The 18206-nt window shown below is 67.4% G+C and carries 15 protein-coding genes and 1 tRNA gene; 8 read left to right on the top strand and 8 right to left on the bottom strand.

All coding sequences use genetic code 11. From position 1 onward, the window contains the following. Window positions 1–7 precede the first annotated feature (7 nt). On the bottom strand, window positions 8–1450 hold the full coding sequence (gene sbcB / locus O5M90_RS28385) for an exodeoxyribonuclease I (protein WP_269840675.1): 1443 nt from the start codon (window positions 1448–1450) through the stop codon (window positions 8–10). On the opposite strand from sbcB, the gene O5M90_RS28380 reads away from it, so the two are divergent. Further along, window positions 1449–3929: a penicillin-binding protein 1A gene (locus O5M90_RS28380; RefSeq protein WP_440402498.1), complete on the top strand. Its 2481-nt coding sequence runs from the start codon at window positions 1449–1451 to the stop codon at window positions 3927–3929. The genes sbcB and O5M90_RS28380 overlap by 2 nt on opposite strands. Here the strand turns inward: O5M90_RS28380 and O5M90_RS28375 are convergent. Further along, window positions 3859–4869: an NAD-dependent epimerase/dehydratase family protein gene (locus O5M90_RS28375; RefSeq protein ID WP_269840677.1), complete on the bottom strand. Its 1011-nt coding sequence runs from the start codon at window positions 4867–4869 to the stop codon at window positions 3859–3861. The genes O5M90_RS28380 and O5M90_RS28375 overlap by 71 nt on opposite strands. A 40-nt stretch (window positions 4870–4909) precedes the next feature. Next, complete coding sequence (locus O5M90_RS28370; RefSeq protein ID WP_269840678.1) at window positions 4910–6043, bottom strand: beta-ketoacyl-ACP synthase III; 1134 nt, start codon at window positions 6041–6043, stop codon at window positions 4910–4912. Between the two features lie 247 nt (window positions 6044–6290). On the opposite strand from O5M90_RS28370, the gene O5M90_RS28365 reads away from it, so the two are divergent. Further along, complete coding sequence (locus tag O5M90_RS28365) at window positions 6291–7268, top strand: GMP reductase (RefSeq protein ID WP_137945560.1); 978 nt, start codon at window positions 6291–6293, stop codon at window positions 7266–7268. A gap of 65 nt (window positions 7269–7333) precedes the next feature. Here O5M90_RS28365 and O5M90_RS28360 read toward each other — a convergent pair whose 3' ends face one another. Continuing rightward, window positions 7334–8389, bottom strand: a complete 1056-nt coding sequence (locus O5M90_RS28360; RefSeq protein ID WP_269841087.1) for an alkene reductase — start codon at window positions 8387–8389, stop codon at window positions 7334–7336. A 183-nt stretch (window positions 8390–8572) separates the two neighbouring features. Between O5M90_RS28360 and O5M90_RS28355 the strand changes: the two genes are divergently transcribed. After that, window positions 8573–11383, top strand: a complete 2811-nt coding sequence (locus O5M90_RS28355; RefSeq protein WP_269840679.1) for a valine--tRNA ligase — start codon at window positions 8573–8575, stop codon at window positions 11381–11383. Here O5M90_RS28355 and O5M90_RS28350 read toward each other — a convergent pair. Further along, entirely contained in the window at window positions 11331–12308 is a 978-nt protein-coding gene (locus O5M90_RS28350) for an NAD(P)-dependent oxidoreductase (RefSeq protein WP_269840680.1), read from the bottom strand. The two genes, O5M90_RS28355 and O5M90_RS28350, sit on opposite strands and share 53 nt — an antisense overlap. Window positions 12309–12391: 83 nt before the next feature. Between O5M90_RS28350 and galU the strand changes: the two genes are divergently transcribed. Next, window positions 12392–13258 (top strand): UTP--glucose-1-phosphate uridylyltransferase GalU, encoded by an 867-nt coding sequence (galU, locus tag O5M90_RS28345; RefSeq protein WP_137945556.1) that lies wholly within the window; start codon window positions 12392–12394, stop codon window positions 13256–13258. 65 nt (window positions 13259–13323) lie between these two features. Here the strand turns inward: galU and O5M90_RS28340 are convergent, their stop codons facing one another. Together O5M90_RS28340 and cysM are read right to left on the bottom strand one after the other, a co-directional pair. Then, window positions 13324–13551, bottom strand: a complete 228-nt coding sequence (locus tag O5M90_RS28340) for a sulfurtransferase TusA family protein (RefSeq protein ID WP_137945555.1) — start codon at window positions 13549–13551, stop codon at window positions 13324–13326. A gap of 49 nt (window positions 13552–13600) precedes the next feature. Beyond that, window positions 13601–14509, bottom strand: a complete 909-nt coding sequence (cysM, locus tag O5M90_RS28335; RefSeq protein WP_262973804.1) for a cysteine synthase CysM — start codon at window positions 14507–14509, stop codon at window positions 13601–13603. A gap of 95 nt (window positions 14510–14604) precedes the next feature. On the opposite strand from cysM, the gene O5M90_RS28330 reads away from it, so the two are divergent. After that, window positions 14605–14689: transfer RNA gene (locus O5M90_RS28330), tRNA-Leu, on the top strand. A 177-nt stretch (window positions 14690–14866) separates the two neighbouring features. Beyond that, window positions 14867–15448, top strand: coding sequence for a rhomboid family intramembrane serine protease (locus O5M90_RS28325; protein ID WP_137945553.1), 582 nt, complete (start codon window positions 14867–14869; stop codon window positions 15446–15448). A 6-nt stretch (window positions 15449–15454) separates the two neighbouring features. Here the strand turns inward: O5M90_RS28325 and O5M90_RS28320 are convergent, their stop codons facing one another. After that, window positions 15455–16345, bottom strand: coding sequence for an NAD-dependent epimerase/dehydratase family protein (locus tag O5M90_RS28320; RefSeq protein WP_269840681.1), 891 nt, complete (start codon window positions 16343–16345; stop codon window positions 15455–15457). 94 nt (window positions 16346–16439) lie between these two features. On the opposite strand from O5M90_RS28320, the gene O5M90_RS28315 reads away from it, so the two are divergent. Beyond that, window positions 16440–17471 (top strand): CDP-6-deoxy-delta-3,4-glucoseen reductase, encoded by a 1032-nt coding sequence (locus O5M90_RS28315; protein WP_269840682.1) that lies wholly within the window; start codon window positions 16440–16442, stop codon window positions 17469–17471. Further along, window positions 17471–18196, top strand: a complete 726-nt coding sequence (locus tag O5M90_RS28310) for a 2OG-Fe dioxygenase family protein (RefSeq protein ID WP_269840683.1) — start codon at window positions 17471–17473, stop codon at window positions 18194–18196. Before O5M90_RS28315 ends, O5M90_RS28310 begins: the two co-directional genes overlap by 1 nt. The last annotated feature ends 10 nt before the right edge of the window (window positions 18197–18206 follow it).

The following is an 18206-nucleotide window of genomic DNA, read 5'->3' as shown; positions in this document are numbered from 1 at the left end:
TCCTCATTCAAGCCTCCGGGGCAATCTGCTCCGCGTAGTCGTAGAGCGCGCCCAGAATGTCCTGGCCGCGCTCGTCGGCCGCCTCACTGAGCTGGTCGACCCGCTCGAAGAAGGCCTGCAGGCTCAACCCGCCGCCCTCGCCTGCATGCAGGCGCGCCGCGCGATGCGCCTCCCAGCGCTCGCGCTCCGCCTCGTCCAAGCTGGCCGGGAAGTTGCGAGCGCGATAGCGGAACAACAGCTCGTCCAGCCGCGCATCGGCAAATACGGTCTTGCCCTGCGCCACCCGCTCGGCCAGCCGCTCGGGGCTCAGCTCGCGCAGGCGCTGCAGCAGGCGCCGATCCTCGTTGCCGACGAAGCCGCCGTACAGGTCTTCGTCGACATCGGGCGGGCCTGCCGGTGCCGGGCGCGCGAACACCTCGCCCCACAGCCCGTCCAGCAGCCGGCCCTGCGTGGCCAGCTTTTCGGCATGGGCCAGGCCCTGCGCCATGTCCAGACCCCAGCGCTGGGCCATGGCCGGCGACAAGGTCTTCAGATTGCCGATCACGACCGGCGACTTGTTGACATGGATGGTCTTGATCGGCAGCCGGGCCACGCCCTCGGGCAGCTCATCCTGCTTGGTGAACAGGCGCTCGCGGATCGCCGCGGCGTTCAGCGTCAGCAGCTCGGCAGGATCAACCGCCAGATCCCAGACGATCAGCTCGTTCTTGTTGCTGGGATGCGGCGCCAGCGGCCAGACCAGCGCGATGCAGCCACGCTCGGGGCCATACATGCCGGAGATGTGCAGGAAGGGCTTGCCTATGCCGATCTCGGCCCAGACCGCGTCCTTCTTGTGCAGCTTCAGGCAGAACTCGAACAGCTTGGGCTGGGCCGTCTTGACCAGCCGAGCCAAGGCGATGGTGGCGCGCACATCCGAGAGCGCATCGTGCGCGGCCTCGTGTGCCAGGCCGTTGGCGACGGTCAGGTGCTCGAGCTTGAACGAGGGCCGGCCGTCCTCGTGCGTGGGCCATTGCAGGCCCTCGGGCCGCAGCGCATAGGCGCAGCGCACCACGTCCAGCAGGTCCCAGCGGCCGCAGCCGTTCTGCCACTCTCGGGCATAGGGGTCGATCAGATTGCGCCAGAACAGATGGCGGGTCACCTCGTCGTCAAAGCGTATCGTGTTGTAGCCCACGCCCACGGTGCCCGGTGCGGCCAGCTCGGCCTCGATCGCCGCGGCGAACTCATGCTCGGGCCGGCCCTGCTCGACGCAGGTCTGCGGCAGGATGCCGGTCAGCAGACAGGCCTCGGGTTCGGGCAGAAAGTCCGGCGCCGGCTGGCAGTACAGCATCAGCGGCTCGCCGATCTCATTGAGATCGGCATCGGTGCGCACGCCGGCGAACTGGGCCGGGCGGTCACGGCGGGGCACGCGGCCAAAGGTCTCGTAGTCGTGCCAGAAGAAGGAAAACTCATGCATGGCCGGCACGATAACCGATAGCCGGACCGGGGCCGGCCCGGGCCTAACACCAGGCCCTGGCGATAATCGCCGCTCCTCCAAGCGACGGATGCCTGCATTGTTGAGTCTGCTCACCGAGTTTTTCCGGGGCCACTGGCGCCGCCTTCTGCTGATCGCGGGCGCTGGCTTGGCCCTGCTGGTCCTGTTGCTGGCGATGGCCGCCGCCCTGGTCTATCCGAACCTGCCGGATATCGGCAACCTGCTCGACTACCAGCCCAAGCAGCCGCTGCGCGTCTACACGGCGGACGGTGTGCAGATCGGCGAGTTCGGCGCCGAGCGGCGCCGCTATCTGCCGCTGGAGCAGATCCCCAAGCCCATGCAGGACGCGCTGCTGGCCATCGAGGACCCGGACTTCTACGAGCACGGCGGCCTGTCCTACCGCGGCATCGCGCGCGCCTTCATCAGCAATCTGTTCAACCCGCGCAGCCAGGGCGGCTCGACGATCACCCAGCAGCTGGCCCGCGATCTCTATCTGACCAAGAAGAAGACCTACAGCCGCAAGTTCATCGAGGCCCTGCTGACGATGCGCATCGAGTCGGCGCTGAGCAAGGAGAAGATTCTCGAGGTCTATATGAACCAGATCTATCTGGGTCAGCGGGCCTATGGTTTCGAGGCCGCCGCGCGCATCTATTTCGGCAAGAGTCTGCAAGACTTGTCGCTGGCCGAAACCGCGATGCTGGCCGGCCTGCCGAAGAATCCGATCTATGCCAACCCGGTCAACAACTTCGCCCGCGCCCAGAGCCGCCAGCAGGTGGTGCTGCATCGCATGGAAGAACTCGGTGTCATCGACCAGGCCCAGTTGGAGGCCGCCAAGGCCGAGACCCTGACTATCCGCTCGGCCAGCGACCCGCGCCTGCATGCCGAGTTCGTCGCCGAGATGGCGCGCCAGCAGGTCCATGCGCAGTATGGCGACGAGGCCTACACCCTGGGCCTGTCGGTCTACACCACGCTGGAGTCGAACGAACAGGCCGCCGCCTACCGCGGCCTGCGCCGCAGCCTGATGGACTACGAGCGGCGCAAGCCCTATCGCGGCCCCGAGGGCTTTGTCGCACTGCCCGACAAGCCCGCGCTGTGGGACGCCGCCATCACCGAGGCGCTGGCCGAACACCCCGACCAGGACGATCTGCGCGCCGCCGTGATCACCGCCATCGCGCCGGCCAAGGTCTCGGCCAGCCTGCAAAGCGGCGAGGACATCGTGATCAGCGGCGACGGTCTGCGCGGCGCCCAGTCGGGACTGAGCGCCAAGGCCAAGGCCGAGCTGAAGCTGCGCCCCGGCGCCATCATCCGCGTGCTGCGCGGCCCGCCCAGCAAGGCCGACGCCAAGGGGGCCTGGCAGATCACTCAGCAACCCGAGGCCGAGGGCGCCCTGGTGGCGCTGGAGCCCGGTACCGGCCGGGTGCGGGCCCTGGTCGGCGGCTTCGACTTCGCGAAGAACCAGTTCAACCATGCGACCCAGGCCTGGCGCCAGCCGGGCTCGGCCTTCAAGCCCTTGGTCTACTCGGCCGCGCTGGAACAAGGCGTCAGCCCGGCCACCCTGGTCGAGGATGCGCCGATCGCGATCGGTGACTGGGAGCCGAAGAACTCCGACAACCAGTTCGACGGCCCGATGACGGTGCGCCAGGCGCTGGCGCGCTCGAAGAATATGGTGACGATACGGCTGATGCAGCAAGTCACGCCGCCGACCGCGCGCGCCTGGGCCGCCCGCTTCGGCCTGGATGCCGACAAGCAGCCCGACAACCTGACCCTGGCCCTGGGTTCGGGCGCGGCCACGCCGCTGCAGATGGCCAGTGCCTATGCGGTGTTCGCCAACGGCGGCCATCTGCTCAAACCGACCGTGATCGCGCGCATCGTCGACGCCAAGGGTCAGGTCTTGTTCGAGGCCCCCACCGAGACGGCCAGCGAGGAGAACCGCGCGATCTCGGCGCGCAACGCCTTCGTGATGAACAGCCTGCTGCAGGAGGTCACGCGCAGCGGCACGGCCGCGCGCGCCTCGACCCAGCTGAGGCGCGGCGATGTCTATGGCAAGACCGGCACCACCAATGACGCGGTCGATGCCTGGTTCGCCGGCTTCCATCCCAGCCTGGCGGCCGTGGTCTGGATGGGCTATGACCAGCCGCGCAGCCTGGGAGAGCGCGAAAGCGGCGGCGGCCTGGCGCTGCCGGCCTGGGTCGAGCTGATGGCCGAGGCGCTCAAGGGCGTACCCGTCAAGGAGCCGGCACCGGTCGGCGGCCTGCTGTGGCAGGACGGCGACTGGGTGTTCGAGGAGTTCGCCGGCGGCGCCGGTCTGAAAAGCCTGGAGCCCTTGAATCCGGGGCCCATACCGACTCAGCCGGGCCTGCCGGCCTCGTCGGCGCTGATGCCGCCGCCGCTCAGCCTCCCGCCGACGCCAGGGCGTGCAGCAACGCCTGCTCACGATCAGGACGCACACCGGCCTTACTGAAGACCTGAGCCTCGGCCGGCAAGGCGCGCCACCAGGCCAGCGTATCGGCCACCGTCTCGGCCAGCGGCCTTATCGTCAGTCCGGCGCGCAGCGCGGCGCGGTTGTCGCACTCCATGAAGCTCATGTGATCGCCGGTCTGCGGCAGCCACAGCGGCAGCTCAATCCAGGACTTGACGCCCAGATCCAGCAGGCGCTGATCCTCGGCCCAGACCCAGCGGGGCCTGACGCCGGCGGCCGCCGCGCAGGCCGCCATCAGTTCGCCCCGGGTCCATTGCCCGGGCGCGGCCACCGCATTGAAGGTCCCGGCCCGGCCCTGCGCCAGCAGGCTCAGCGCAAATGCAGCCAGATCGCGTGCATCGATGAACTGCAAGGCATCGCCCGGCTGGCCCGGCACCAGCAGCGGCTCGCCGTCCTGGGCCTGGGCGACGCGCGCCGGCCAATAGCTGAAACGCTGGGTCGGGTCATGCGGCCCGACGATCAGGCCGGGCCTCAGCACCAGCGCCTGCTCGTTGAAATGCTGGCGCAGGCGCATCTCGCAGGCGGCCTTCAGCGGACCGTAGCTCGCCCCGTCGACCACCTCGGTGTCGGGATCGGCTAGGCGCCCGAGCGCCGAGCCCTCGTCATTGGGCTGGGCAAAGCTGGCATAGGCCGAGACGCTGGAGATGTAGAGATAGCGCCCCACCCTGCCCTTGAGCAAGGAAGCCGTGGCCTCGACCTCGCGCGGCAGGTAGCCGCAGCTGTCGATCACCGCGTCCCATTCTCCCCGGGCCAGCGCGGAGATGTCGCCGCCGCGGTCGCCACGAAGGTGCTGGGCCTGCGGGAACAGGCCGGTGCCGCTACGGCCGCGATTGAACAGCGTGAGCCGATGGCCGGCGGCCAGCGCCGCCTCGGCCAGTGCGCGCCCGACGAACTGGGTACCGCCAAGAATGAGGATGTTCATGCGGGCGATGATAGGGGCGCATGAGCGCCAGGGCCCAGACTCAGCGCTTCTTGACGATCACGCTGCCGATCGAATAGCCGGCCCCGAAGGAGCAGATCACGCCGACATCGCCACGCGCGAGATCCGTGCGGTGCGCATGGAAGGCGATGATGGAGCCGGCCGATGCCGTGTTGGCGTACTCATCGAGGATCAGCGGCGCCACATCCGAGCCTGCGCCGGCCAGGTCCTGGCCGACCAGTTTCTTGATCACCAGCTGGTTCATGCCCAGATTGGCCTGGTGCAGCCAGAAGCGGCGCACCGCTGCGGGCTGATGGCCCAGCGCCGCCAGATGACCTTCGATATGGGCGGCGGCCAGCGGCACGACCTCCTTGAACACCTTGCGGCCTTCCTGCTGGAAGGTCTTGTCGCGGGCCAGCGGGTCGCTGTCCTCGCTGCGGTTCAGGAAACCGAAGTTGTTGCGGATATTGCTGGAGAACTGGGTCGCCAGCTTGGTCCCGAGAATCTCCCATTGCTCGGCCGAGGTGGCGGTGTCGGCGCGCTCGACAATCACGGCGGTGCAGACATCGCCGAAGATGAAGTGGCAGTCGCGGTCGCGCCATTCCAGATGGGCCGAGGTGATCTCGGGGTTGACCACCAGCACGCAGCGGGCCGTGCCGGCGCGCACCGCATTGGCGGCCTGCTCGATCGCGAAGGTGGCCGAGGAGCAGGCCACATTCATGTCGAAGCCGTAGCCGCCGGCACCGATGGCCTGCTGGATCTCGATGGCCATCGCCGGATAGGCGCGCTGCATATTGGCGGCAGCACACAGCACCGCATCGATCTGGTGGCCCTGCTTGCCGGCGGCCGCCGTGGCCTGGCGGGCGGCATCGACAGCGATCTCGGCCATCAGCGAGAGCTGGTCGTCGGGGCGCTCCTCGAAGCGCGGGTACATGCGGGTCGGGTCCAGCACGCCGGACTTCTCGATCACATAGCGCTGCTTGATGCCCGAGGCCTTCTCGATGAACTCGACGCTGGAATGGGTCAGCGCGGCCCGCGTGCCGGCGGCAATTTCCGAGGCATGCTGGGCGTTCTGCAGGTCCGCATAGCGGTTGAAAGCCTCGACCAGTTCGGCATTGCTGATGGTGTGCGGCGGCCGGTACAGGCCGGTGCCGCTGATGACGACTGCTTCGCTCATATGATTTCCTTGGCGGGGGCGCAAGTGTAGCGAGCCGCCCCATTGCGGGGCAAAGAGGACTTACCCCGCCCCAAACAGGAGAACCCGCGTAGAATCAGTCACCGGGCCCAAATTTTGGTGTCCGGTTTTTTGTCTTCGCACCATTCCACGCTGAATGGTCTCGCGGCGGCAACCGGTCCCAAGTCAAGCGCTCGCAGCCCAGGTGGTGCACTGCACGAACGCACCCCGACACTTGCGATCCTGGACCATGGAAATCTTTGACTACGACAACATCCTGCTGCTGCCGCGCAAATGCCGCGTGGAGAGCCGCAGCGAATGCGACACCTCGGTGGAATTCGGCCCGCGCCGCTTCAAGCTGCCGGTGGTGCCGGCCAATATGAAGACGGTGGTGGACGAGAACATCACCGAATGGCTGGCCGCCAACGGCTACTTCTATGTGATGCACCGCTTCGATCTCGACAATGTCGAGTACGCCAAGCGCATGCGCGACAAGGGCCTGTTCGTCTCGGTCAGCTCTGGCGTCAAGCCGGCCGACTATGCGGTGATCGACCGCCTGGCGGCCGAGGGCGTCGGCGCCGACTACATCACGATAGACATCGCCCACGGCCATGCCGACAGCGTGCAGCGCATGATTGCCTATATCAAGCAGAAGCTGCCCAGCACCTTTGTGATCGCCGGCAATGTCGGCACGCCCGAGGGTGTGATCGATCTGGAGAACTGGGGCGCCGATGCCACCAAGGTGGGCATCGGCCCCGGCAAGGTCTGCATCACGCGGTTGAAGACCGGCTTCGGCACCGGTGGCTGGCAGCTCTCGGCCCTGAAATGGTGTGCCCGCGTCGCGACCAAGCCCATCGTCGCCGACGGCGGCATCCGCCACCATGGCGATATCGCCAAGAGCGTGCGCTTCGGCGCTTCGATGGTCATGATCGGCTCGCTGTTCGCCGGCCATGAGGAGTCGCCCGGCAACACCGTCGAGGTCGACGGCAAGCTCTACAAGGAGTACTACGGCTCGGCCTCGGACTTCAACAAGGGCGAGTACAAGCATGTCGAGGGCAAGCGCATCCTCGAGCCGGTCAAGGGCAAGCTGGCCGACACGGTGCGCGAGATGCTGGAAGACGTGCAGAGCTCGGTGTCCTACTCCGGCGGCAAGACCCTGGCGGATCTGCGCAAGGTGAACTATGTGGTGCTCGGAGGCGAAAACGCCGGCGAGCATCTCTTCATGTAATGACCCGTCTCACGCCGGCGTTTCGGCGCAGCCACAACGCCGGCGAGCACCTGTTCATCTAGCCGTCAGAGCGTCGGATAGTCCGTGTAGCCCTTCGCACCCGGGGTGTAGAAGGTGCTGGGGTCCGGCGCATTCCAGGCCGCGCCGGCAGCCACGCGCTGCGGCAGGTCGGGGTTGGCCAGGAAGCCGGTGCCGAAGGCCACCGCGTCGAGCTGCCCCGCCTCGATCGCGCGCTGCGCCTCCTCGGCGCTATAGCCCATATTGCCGACCAGAACACCCTTGTAGTGCTGGCGCGCGACCGGAACCACATCGGCCTTTTGAAGGCCAAAGAAGTCGGCCCGCATCAGGTGCAGATAGGCCAGATCGAAACGGTTGAGCTGCTCGGCCAGATAGGCGGTCAGCGCCAGCGGGTCACTGTCCTTCATGCTGTTGTAGCTGTTCAGCGGCGACAGGCGCAGGCCGACGCGCTGCGAACCGATCGCGGCGCAGACAGCCTCCAGCACCTCGAACAAGAAGCGGGCGCGATGGGCCAGCGAGCCGCCATAGGCGTCATCGCGCTGGTTCGAGCCATCGCGCAGGAACTGGTCGATCAGATAGCCGTTGGCGCCATGCACCTCGACGCCGTCGAAGCCCGCGGCCACCGCGCGACGCGCGGCCTCGGCATAGGCCCGGACCAGTCCCGGAATTTCATCGGCGCGCAGCGCGCGCGGCGTCACATGGGCTTGCTTGCCCGTGGGCGTGTGCACTTCACCCTCGATGGCCAGGGCGCTGGCCGAGACCGTCTCGGCGCCGTCGTTGAGCCCCGGATGGGCCGCCCGGCCGGCGTGCCAGATCTGCATGAAGATGCGGCCGCCCTTGGCATGGACCGCATCGGCCACCTGCTTCCAGGCCTGAGCCTGGGCCTCGTCATAGATGCCGGGATCGGCGCCAAAGGCCGAGGTGCGCGGCGCGACCATGGTGCATTCGGTGACGATCAGGCCGGCACTGGCACGCTGCGCGTAGTACTCGGCCATCAGCGCATTGGGCAGATGGCCGGCACTGGCACGGGTGCGTGTCAGCGGCGCCATCAGCAGGCGGTTGGGCAGCGTCAGCGCGCCGACTTGCAAGGAGGAGGACAACATGGACATGGGCTCTGGAGGTGGAGTGACAAGGCACGGAAATTACACGGCTTTGCCATGCCCTGCCCGACCGCGGGATTCGCACTTCTGTGATAGGCGGCACCGCAGGCAGACGGGCCACCTACAATCGCGCTCCATTCCCCGAGCAACACCTTGCGCCCGACGACCGTCGGCGCCCGATGCCACATGACCGAACTCGCGAAGTCCTTCGAACCCGCCGCTCTTGAAGCCCATTGGGGTCCCCTGTGGGAAGGCCAGGGCCTGTATGCCCCGACCCTGGACTCGAGCCGCGAATCCTTCAGCATCCAGCTGCCGCCGCCCAATGTGACCGGCACCCTGCACATGGGCCACGCCTTCAACCAGACCATCATGGACTCGTTGACGCGCTATCACCGCATGCTGGGCCACAACACGCTGTGGGTGCCCGGCACAGACCATGCAGGCATCGCGACGCAGATCGTCGTCGAGCGCCAGCTGCAGGCCAGCGGCCAGAGCCGCCATGACCTGGGCCGCAAGAACTTCGTCGCCAAGGTCTGGGAGTGGAAGCAGGAATCGGGCGACACCATCGCGCGCCAGATGCGCCGCATGGGCGACTCGGTGTCCTGGGCCCACGAGTACTTCACGATGGACGAGAAGCTCTCCGAGGTCGTGACCGACACCTTTGTGCGCCTGCATGAGGAAGGCCTGATCTACCGCGGCAAGCGCCTGGTCAGCTGGGATCCGGTGCTGCAGTCGGCCGTCTCCGATCTGGAGGTCGAGAGCGAGGAGGAGGACGGTTCGCTCTGGCATATCCGCTACCCCATCGAGGGCAGCGACGAGAGCCTGGTGGTGGCCACCACGCGGCCGGAAACCATGTTGGGCGACACCGCCGTGATGGTGCACCCCGAGGACGAGCGCTACACCCATCTGATCGGCCGCCAGGTGCGCCTGCCCATCACCGGCCGACTGGTTCCGGTGATCGCCGACGACTATGTGGACAAGGCCTTCGGCACCGGCGTGGTCAAGGTCACACCGGCGCATGACACGAACGACTACCAGGTCGGTCTGCGCCACCAGCTGGAGATGCTGACCATCTTCACGCTGCAGGCCACCGTCAACGATGCAGCGCCCGAGGCCTATCGCGGCCTGGACCGCTTTGTCGCGCGCAAGAAGATCGTCGCGCAACTGGAAGCCGAAGGCCTGCTGGTCGAGGTCAAGAAGCACAAGCTGATGGTGCCGCGCTGCGCCCGCACCGGCCAGGTGATCGAGCCCATGCTGACCGACCAGTGGTTCGTCGCGATGAGCAAGCCCGGCGCCGGCGGCAAGAGCATTGCCGAGCAGGCCATCGAGGCGGTGTCCTCGGGCGAGGTCAAGTTCGTGCCCGAGAACTGGGTCAACACCTACAACCAGTGGATGAAAAACATCCAGGACTGGTGCATCTCGCGCCAGCTCTGGTGGGGCCACCAGATTCCGGCCTGGTATGCCGACGACGGCCGCATCTTCGTCGCCCGCAGCGAGGACGAGGCCCGCGCCAAGGCCGCGGCCGCTGGCTACACCGGCGCGCTCAAGCGCGACGAGGACGTGCTGGACACCTGGTACTCGTCGGCGCTGGTGCCCTTCTCGACGCTGAACGCGCAGGAGCAGGACCTGTTCCTGCCCAGCAGCGTGCTGGTGACCGGCTACGACATCATCTTCTTCTGGGTCGCCCGGATGATCATGATGACCAAGCACTTCACCGGCAAGGTGCCGTTCAAGCATGTCTATATCCACGGCCTGGTGCTCGATGCGCAGGGCAAGAAGATGAGCAAATCGGAAGGGAACGTGCTGGATCCGGTCGATCTGATCGACGGCATCGCCCTGGCCCCGCTGCTGGACAAGCGCAGCCAGGGCCTGCGCAAGCCCGAGAACGCGCCCAAGGTGCGCAAGGCCACCGAGAAGGAATTCCCCGAGGGCATCCCCGGCTACGGTGCCGACGCGCTGCGCTTCACCTTCGCGGCGATGGCCACGCTGGGCCGCAGCGTCAACTTCGACAGCAAGCGCTGCGAGGGCTACCGCAATTTCTGCAACAAGCTGTGGAATGCGACCCGCTTCGTGCTGATGAACTGCGAAGGCCAGGACTGCGGACTCGCGCACGAGAAGGGTCAGTGCCCGCCCGGCTATATGAGCTTCAGCCAAGCCGACCGCTGGATCAGCAGCGAGCTGCAGAAGGTCGAGGCCGCCGTGGCCCAGGGCTTTGCCGAATACCGCCTCGACAACGTCGCCAACGCGATCTACTCCTTTGTCTGGGATGAGTACTGCGACTGGTATCTGGAGATCGCCAAGGTGCAGATCCAGGAGGCCAAGGACCGTGGCGACGAGAGCCAACAGCGCGCCACCCGCCGCACCCTGATCCGCACGCTAGAGACCATCCTGCGCCTGCTGCACCCGATCACGCCCTTCATCACCGAGGAGCTGTGGCAGACGGTGGCACCGATCGCCGGCCGCAAGTCCAGCGACTATCTGGTCACCGCCGCCTACCCGGTGGCCCAGCCCGAGCGCATCGATGCGGTGGCCATCGCCTGGGTCGACAAGCTCAAGGCCGTGGTCGGCACCTGCCGCAGCCTGCGCAGCGAGATGAATCTGTCGGGTGAGCGCGTGCCCCTGCTGGTCGGTGGCGACACCGGCTTCATCGCCGAGGCCGCTCCCTTCCTGAAGGTGCTGGCCAAATTCAGCGAGGTGCGCATCATGGCGGACGAAGCCGCCTTCGCCGCCGCCAGCCAGAACTCACCGGTGCTGGTGCATGGCGAGGCGCGCCTGGCCCTGCATGTGGAGATCGATGTCGAGGCCGAACGCGCCCGCCTGGCCAAGGAGATCGCCCGCCTGGACGGCGAGATCGTCAAGGCCCAGGCCAAGCTGGGCAACGAGAGCTTTGTCGCGCGGGCACCGGCTTCGGTGGTCGAGCAGGAGCGTCAGCGCATCGCCGAATTTACCGCCACCGTGGCGCGGCTTCGGGCTCAGGCAGATCGGCTGGGTAAGTAGGCCGGAACTCCGCCGTCGCTTGCGGCGGCACGGCCAGCATCTCGTCCATGCGGCGTGCCACCCCCCACGCGGCGCGCACGCGCGACTCGCGCGTCGTGCTGGCCAGGCGCGGCGTCACCTGCAGGCCCGGCAGGCCATGCAGGGGCCGGCCCGGCTCCAGCACACCGGGCTCCATGCTGTCGAACCAGGCCGCCAGGATGCGGCCGCTGCCCATGGCCTGGGCCAGGGCCTGCTCGTCGAAGATGCCCGAATGGGCCAGGCTGACCAGCACCTGGCCGGGCTTGGCAAAACCCAGCACCCGCTCGCCGATCAGGCCGCGATAGCGCAGGTAGTAGGCCAGCTGCACGCTGACCGCGTCGCTACGCTCCATCAGCTCGCGCAGCGGCAGCGGCTCGATGCCCCATTGCGCCCATAGCGGCTCGCTCTGGTGCAGGCTCGGGTCGTAGCCGATCACCCGCGTGCCGAAGGCCGGCAGCAACTGGGCCAGCATGCGGGTGGCCGGGCTCATGCCGATCAGGCCGACCGTGGCGCAACCCAGCTCGCGGCCGACCAGCATGCCGTCGCTGGCCTGCACCGGCACCCGGCGCAAGAGGGCCAGCAAGGCGCCGACGACGAACTCGGCCTCGGCACTGGCGGTCGCGGTGATGCTGCGCACCACCTCGATGCCGGCGCTGCGGCAGGCCTCGGTATCCAGATTTTCCAGCCCGGCGCTCATGCGTCCGACCACGCGCAGCTTGGGCGCGGCGCGCAGCAAGGCGATATCCAGCGGCACATGGGGCGGCAGCACCAGCCCCTGCACCTGGTGCAGGGCGGCACGCAGCCCCGGCATGTCGGCCGCGAGCTCGGGCGCGTAGATCACGGCGTGGCGCTCCGCCAGCCATTGCATGACCTCGGCTTCCAGCGGCTCAACGATCAGCAGACTCATGACACTAGCGGCCCTTGCAATCCCAAATTTGACACCCAGGCCCCATGCCACAATGCGCGCGAGCAATAGGAGAGTGTACGGAAATGATGGTGACCAAAGCGATTTTCCCGGTTGCAGGTCTTGGCACGCGGTTCCTCCCCGCCACCAAGGCGCAGCCCAAAGAAATGCTGCCGGTGGTGGACAAGCCCCTCATCCAGTACGCCGTTGAAGAGGCTTATGCCGCCGGTGTACGGGAAATGATTTTTGTCACGGGTCGTCACAAGCGCCCGATTGAAGACCACTTTGACATGACTTTCGAGCTCGAGGTAGCCCTCGAACAGGCGGGTAAGCGGGAGTTGCTCGAGGTGGTGCGCAGCGTCAAGCCCGACGATATGGAGTGCATCTATGTGCGCCAGGCCCAGGCCCTGGGTCTGGGCCATGCGGTCTTGTGCGCACAGCGCCTGGTCGGCAACGAGCCGTTCGCGGTGCTGCTGGCCGATGACCTGATGGTGGGTCAGCCGCCGGTGCTCGCCCAGATGGTCGAGCAGTATGCCGAGTGGCGCGCCTCCATCTTGGCCGTGCAGGAAGTGCCCGAGGAACACACGCGCCGCTACGGCATTGTCGCCGGCACCCAGGTCAACGACAAGCTGATGGATGTCAGCCGCATCGTCGAGAAGCCCGCCCCCGCCGACGCGCCCTCGCGCCTGGGCGTGGCCGGCCGCTACATCCTGACGCCCGGCGTGTTCCATGAGATCGCCAACCAGCCACGCGGCGTCGGCGGCGAGATCCAGCTGACCGATGGCATCGCCGGCCTGCTGCGCCGCGAGAAGGTGTTCGCCTACCGCTATGACGGCAAGCGCTACGACTGCGGCAGCAAGGAAGGCTTTCTGCAGGCCAATGTCGAGCTGGCCCTGGCCCATCCGGAATTGGGCCCGGGCTTTCGCCAGTATCTGCAAAGCCTGGACATCTGAGTCCGAGCTTCGCGCGGCAAAAGGGCCACGCAAGCGTGGCCCTTTGCTTTCATGCGGCGCCCGCGTCAGCGGCGCTTCAGCACATGGATGAATTCATCGGCCTGGCTGGACTGCTCGACCAGCTCGTTGCCGGTCTGGCGTGCAAAGGCCTGGAAGTCGCGCATCGAGCCGGGGTCGGTGGCAACGACCTTCAGCAGCTGGCCGCTCTCCATCTCGGCCAGGGCCTTCTTGGCCTTCAGAATGGGCAGCGGGCAGTTCAGGCCGCGGGTGTCGAGTTCTTTGTGGGCGTCCATGGCAATAGCTTCCTTTGAGGTCCGATTCTAGGCCCTGGCCTTGGCGGGCTCAGGCCGGAAACACCCCGGTCGACAGATAGCGGTCGCCGCGGTCGCAGACCACGAAGACGATGGTGGCGTTCTCCAGCGTGCGCGCCAGCTGCAGCGCGACCCAGCAGGCACCGGCCGCCGAGATACCGGCAAACAGGCCCTCCTCGCGCGCCATGCGCCGCGCCATGTCCTCGGCATCGGACTGACTGACCAGCACCAGCTCGTCAACAGCCGAGGGTTTGTAAATCTTGGGCAGATAGGCCTCGGGCCATTTGCGTATGCCCGGAATGCGCGAGCCCTCGGCCGGCTGGGCACCGATGATGCGCACCGCCGGGTTCTGTTCCTTCAGGAATTTCGAGGTGCCGGTGATGGTGCCGGTCGTGCCCATCGCGCTGACGAAGTGCGTGATCTCGCCGCCGGTGTCGCGCCACAGCTCAGGGCCGGTGGTCTCGTAGTGGATGCGCGGGTTGTCCTCGTTGGCGAACTGGTCCAGCACCCGGCCCTTGCCCTCGACCTGCATCTTCTCGGCCAGATCGCGGGCGTACTCCATGCCGCCCGAGCGCGGCGTCAGGATCAGCTCGGCGCCGAAGGCCTTCATCGTCTGGGCGCGCTCGATCGACAGGTCCTCCGGCATGATCAGCACCATGCGGTAGCCGCGGATCGCCGCCGCCATCGCCAGCGCGATGCCGGTATTGCCCGAGGTCGCTTCGATCAGGGTGTCGCCAGGCTTGATGTCGCCGCGCTCCTCGGCGCGCCGGATCATGCTGATGGCCGGCCGGTCCTTGACCGAGCCGGCCGGGTTGTTGCCCTCCAGCTTGGCCAGGATCACATTGCCGCGCGCGGCCATCTCGGCGCCCAGGCGCTGCAAGCGCACCAGAGGGGTGTTGCCGATCACATCTTCAAGGCTGGGGTAGTGCTTGCTAGTCATGGCGGCGATTGTGGCAGCCAACCAGCGCCATTGCCGGAGGGCGGCCAATTTGTGTGGCACAATTACGGCCTTCAGCAGCGCGAGCTTCGAGATCTGCCCCGATGGCGGAATCGGTAGACGCAGGGGACTCAAAATCCCCCGCCGCAAGGTGTGCCGGTTCGAGTCCGGCTTGGGGCACCAGATCACAGAGCCCGCCGTTGAAGCACAAGCCCCGCGAGCCGGGGCTTTTTTGCGTCCGCCGCCAAGCGGCCGGCGAGGTCCCGGGGACACGGCTGCGCTGCGAATACACTCTAGCGCCCGTCTGCCGCCGACCCGTCGCGGCAATGTCAGAGCGACTTCCGAGACACCCGCCCGACCATGCCCCATCTGCCTCCGGTTACCAAAGCCTTCATGCTGGCCTGTGTGGGCCTGTTCTGCGCCTTCCTTCTGCTGCCGCCGTCGCTGGAGGTCTTGTTCGCGCTGTGGCCGATACAGACCGGACGCTTCCTGCCCTGGCAGCCGCTCACCTACGCCTTTCTGCACGGCGATGTGATGCATCTGTTCTTCAATATGCTGGGCCTGTGGATGTTCGGCTCGGAGCTGGAGAGGGTCTGGGGCAGCAAGCGCTATATCCAGATGCTGGCCGCCAGCATCCTGACTGCCGCGCTGGCCCAGCTGATCTTCACGCTGCTGATCGGCTCGATGTCGCCCACCGTCGGCGCCTCGGGCGCGCTGTTCGGCCTGCTGCTGAGCTTCGGCATGCTGTTCCCGGACCGCATCATCATGCCGCTGTTCCCGCCTATCCCCATGAAGGCCAAGTACTTCGTCGCGATCTTCGGCGCGCTGGAGCTGCTGATGGGCCTGGGCGGCGGCAGCGGCATCGCCCACTTCGCCCATCTGGGCGGCATGCTGGGCGCCTACCTGCTGATACGGTACTGGCGCGGCGCGCGGCGCCGCTAATCGCCATTAGGCCAGCAGGCCTTGCGCCGGCTGCGGGTAGCGCAGCTTCAACCGCAGCTCGGTCTTCAGACGGGTGTTGATGAGCCGGCGCGATTCGCTCATGAAGCTCAGCTGCATCGGCGACATCAGCCGGGCCGCCTCGGCCCGCGCGACCCGTGGCGGCCGGCTTATGCCGCACAGATCGGCCGCCAGATCGAAATAGTCCCCCATCCGCAGCTCGCTGTCGTCGCAGACATGGACGGCACGCTGCGGCAGGCCGCGAAACAGCGCCGCCACGCAGGCACGCGCCAGGTCGTCGGCATGGATGTGGTTGGTGTAGACATCCTCCTCGCGCCGCAGCACCGGGCTGCCACGCGCCAGGCGTTCGCGTGGATGACCGCCCTCGCGGTCAGACGCATAGATGCCGGGCACGCGCAGCAGGCTGATATGGCTGCCGAACTGGGCGCCGAAGACGCGCAGCCGCCGCTCGGCTGCAACGCGGCGCAGCGCCCGGTCGGTGCCGGGTGCTACCGGCCGGCTCTCATCAAAGCGCGCGCCGCCGCAGTCGCCATAGACGCCGCTGGTGCTGGCGTAGACGAGGGAGGCCGGCGGCCGGCCACGTGCCAAGGCCTGCAGCAGCGCGGCGGTGCGCAGATCGTCGCGCCCCTGCGGCTGCGGCGGCGCCAGATGCAAGACCCGGTCCGCCAGCCCGGCCAGCCGGCCCAGGCTGGCGGGCTCGTCCAGATTGCCCAGCAAGGGCCTGGCGCCGGCGGCACGCAACTCGGCACGGCGCTCGGGATTGGAAGTCAGGGCCAGCACCGGCCAGCGCCCCTGCAGCAGTTTGAGCACCCGCATGCCGACATCGCCACAGCCAACGATCAGCAGACGGGTGGCGGCGAGCATGGGGCAAGAAGGCATGGCGTGGGCTCAGGCAAAATGGCGCCCGAGTTTAAGGCCCGCCCTGCGCATGCGAGCGGCGGGCCGTGTTTTTTGCCGGAGCCCACTGCACATCATGAATTTCCAGGTCACCGTACAACCCAGCGGCCGCGTCTTTGCCGTCGAGCGCGACGAAACCCTGCTGGGCGCCGCGATCCGCCAGGGCGTGGGCCTGCCCTATGGCTGCAAGGACGGTGCCTGCGGCTCCTGCAAGAGCAAGTTGCTGGAGGGCCGGGTGATCCATGGCGCGCACCAGCCCAAGACCTTGAGCGAGGCCGAAGAGGCCGCCGGCATGGTGCTGACCTGCTGCGCGACGCCGCAGACCGACTGCGTGCTGGAAGCCCGCACCGTGCCCGGCGCCGGCGAGTTCGCGGTGCTGAAGCTACCCAGCCGGGTGCAGAGCCTGGAGCGGCCGTCGGGCGATGTGGCCGTGCTGCGTCTGCAACTGCCGGCCACGCAGAACTTCCAGTTCCACGCCGGCCAATACGTCGAGTTCATCCTGCGCGACGGCGCACGCCGCAGCTACAGCATGGCCAATGCCCCGCACAATCTGGGGACCCCGCCCGCCATCGAACTGCACATCCGCCACATGCCCGGCGGCAAGTTCACCGACCATGTGTTCGGCGCGATGAAGGAGAAAGACATCCTGCGCATGGAGGGTCCGTTCGGCAGCTTCTTCCTGCGCGAGGATTCGGACAAGCCCATGGTGCTACTGGCCAGCGGCACCGGCTTCGCGCCGATCAAGGCCATCATCGAGCGCATCCAGCATCTTGGCCTGGGCCGCCCGACGACGCTGTACTGGGGCTGCCGCAGCAAGGCCGATCTTTATCTGCATGACTGGGCCTTGAAGGCCGCGGCCGAGATCCCGAATCTGACTTATGTGCCGGTGCTGTCCGAGCCCCGCCCCGAAGACGGCTGGACCGGGCGCACCGGCTTCGTCCACCAGGTCGTGATGAGCGATTTGCCAGACCTCTCGGCCTACCAGGTCTATGCCTGCGGCGCGCCGGTGATGGTCGATGCCGCGCAGCGCGATTTCGTCGCGCAGTGCGGGCTGCCCGCCGATGAGTTCTATGCCGATTCCTTCACCTCAGAAGCGGACAAGCACTGATGTTCGAACCCCCTTATGTCGCTGGTGATCGTTTCGAGGCTCAGCTCAAGGAGCTGGGCCATGCGGTGATCTCGCCGGCGACGGTGCAGCGCAGCCTGGCCGTCGACGCGCAAGACCTGGCCCTGCTGAGCCCGTTCTGGAATGACCTGCCACCGGACGCCTATCTGCGTGATGGCGGCAGCTACCGTTTCCGCCGCCACAGCTGCTTCATCGCCGACGGCCCCGCCTTGACCCAGGCCCCGCATCGCGCCCACTGGCAGCCGCTGGACTACAACGCGCTGCACGGCGGCATCGAGCGCTGGTTCGAGCCGATGGCGCCGGCCGCCGTGGCGCTGCCGGCCTGGGGCCGGCTGATGCTGGGCCTGGCCGATATTGCTTCGGGCCTGAAAGGCGCCCGACCCTGGTTCATCGAGGCCCATCAGTTCCGCATCGACACCGCCAGCGGCATCGGCCGGCCGACGCCCGAGGGTGCGCATCGCGACGGGGTCGATCTGGTCGCGGTCTTCCTGGTCGCGCGCCAGCAGATCAAGGGCGGCGAATCGCGCGTCTTCGAAGCCCAGGGCCCGCAGGGCCAGCGCTTCACGATGACCGAACCCTGGACCCTGCTGCTGCTGGACGACGAGCGGGTGATCCACGAGACCACGCCGATCCAGCCGGCGGCGGAAAACGGCTGGCGCGACACCTTGGTCGTGACGCTGCGGGCCGGCGGCTTCCAGGGGCCCTGAGGCGTGGATT

Source organism: Paucibacter sp. M5-1, assembly GCF_027498415.2.
Lineage (GTDB): Bacteria > Pseudomonadota > Gammaproteobacteria > Burkholderiales > Burkholderiaceae_C > Roseateles_E.
Note: the sequence above shows the minus strand (reverse complement) of the source record. Positions and strands in the feature narration are given on the sequence as shown.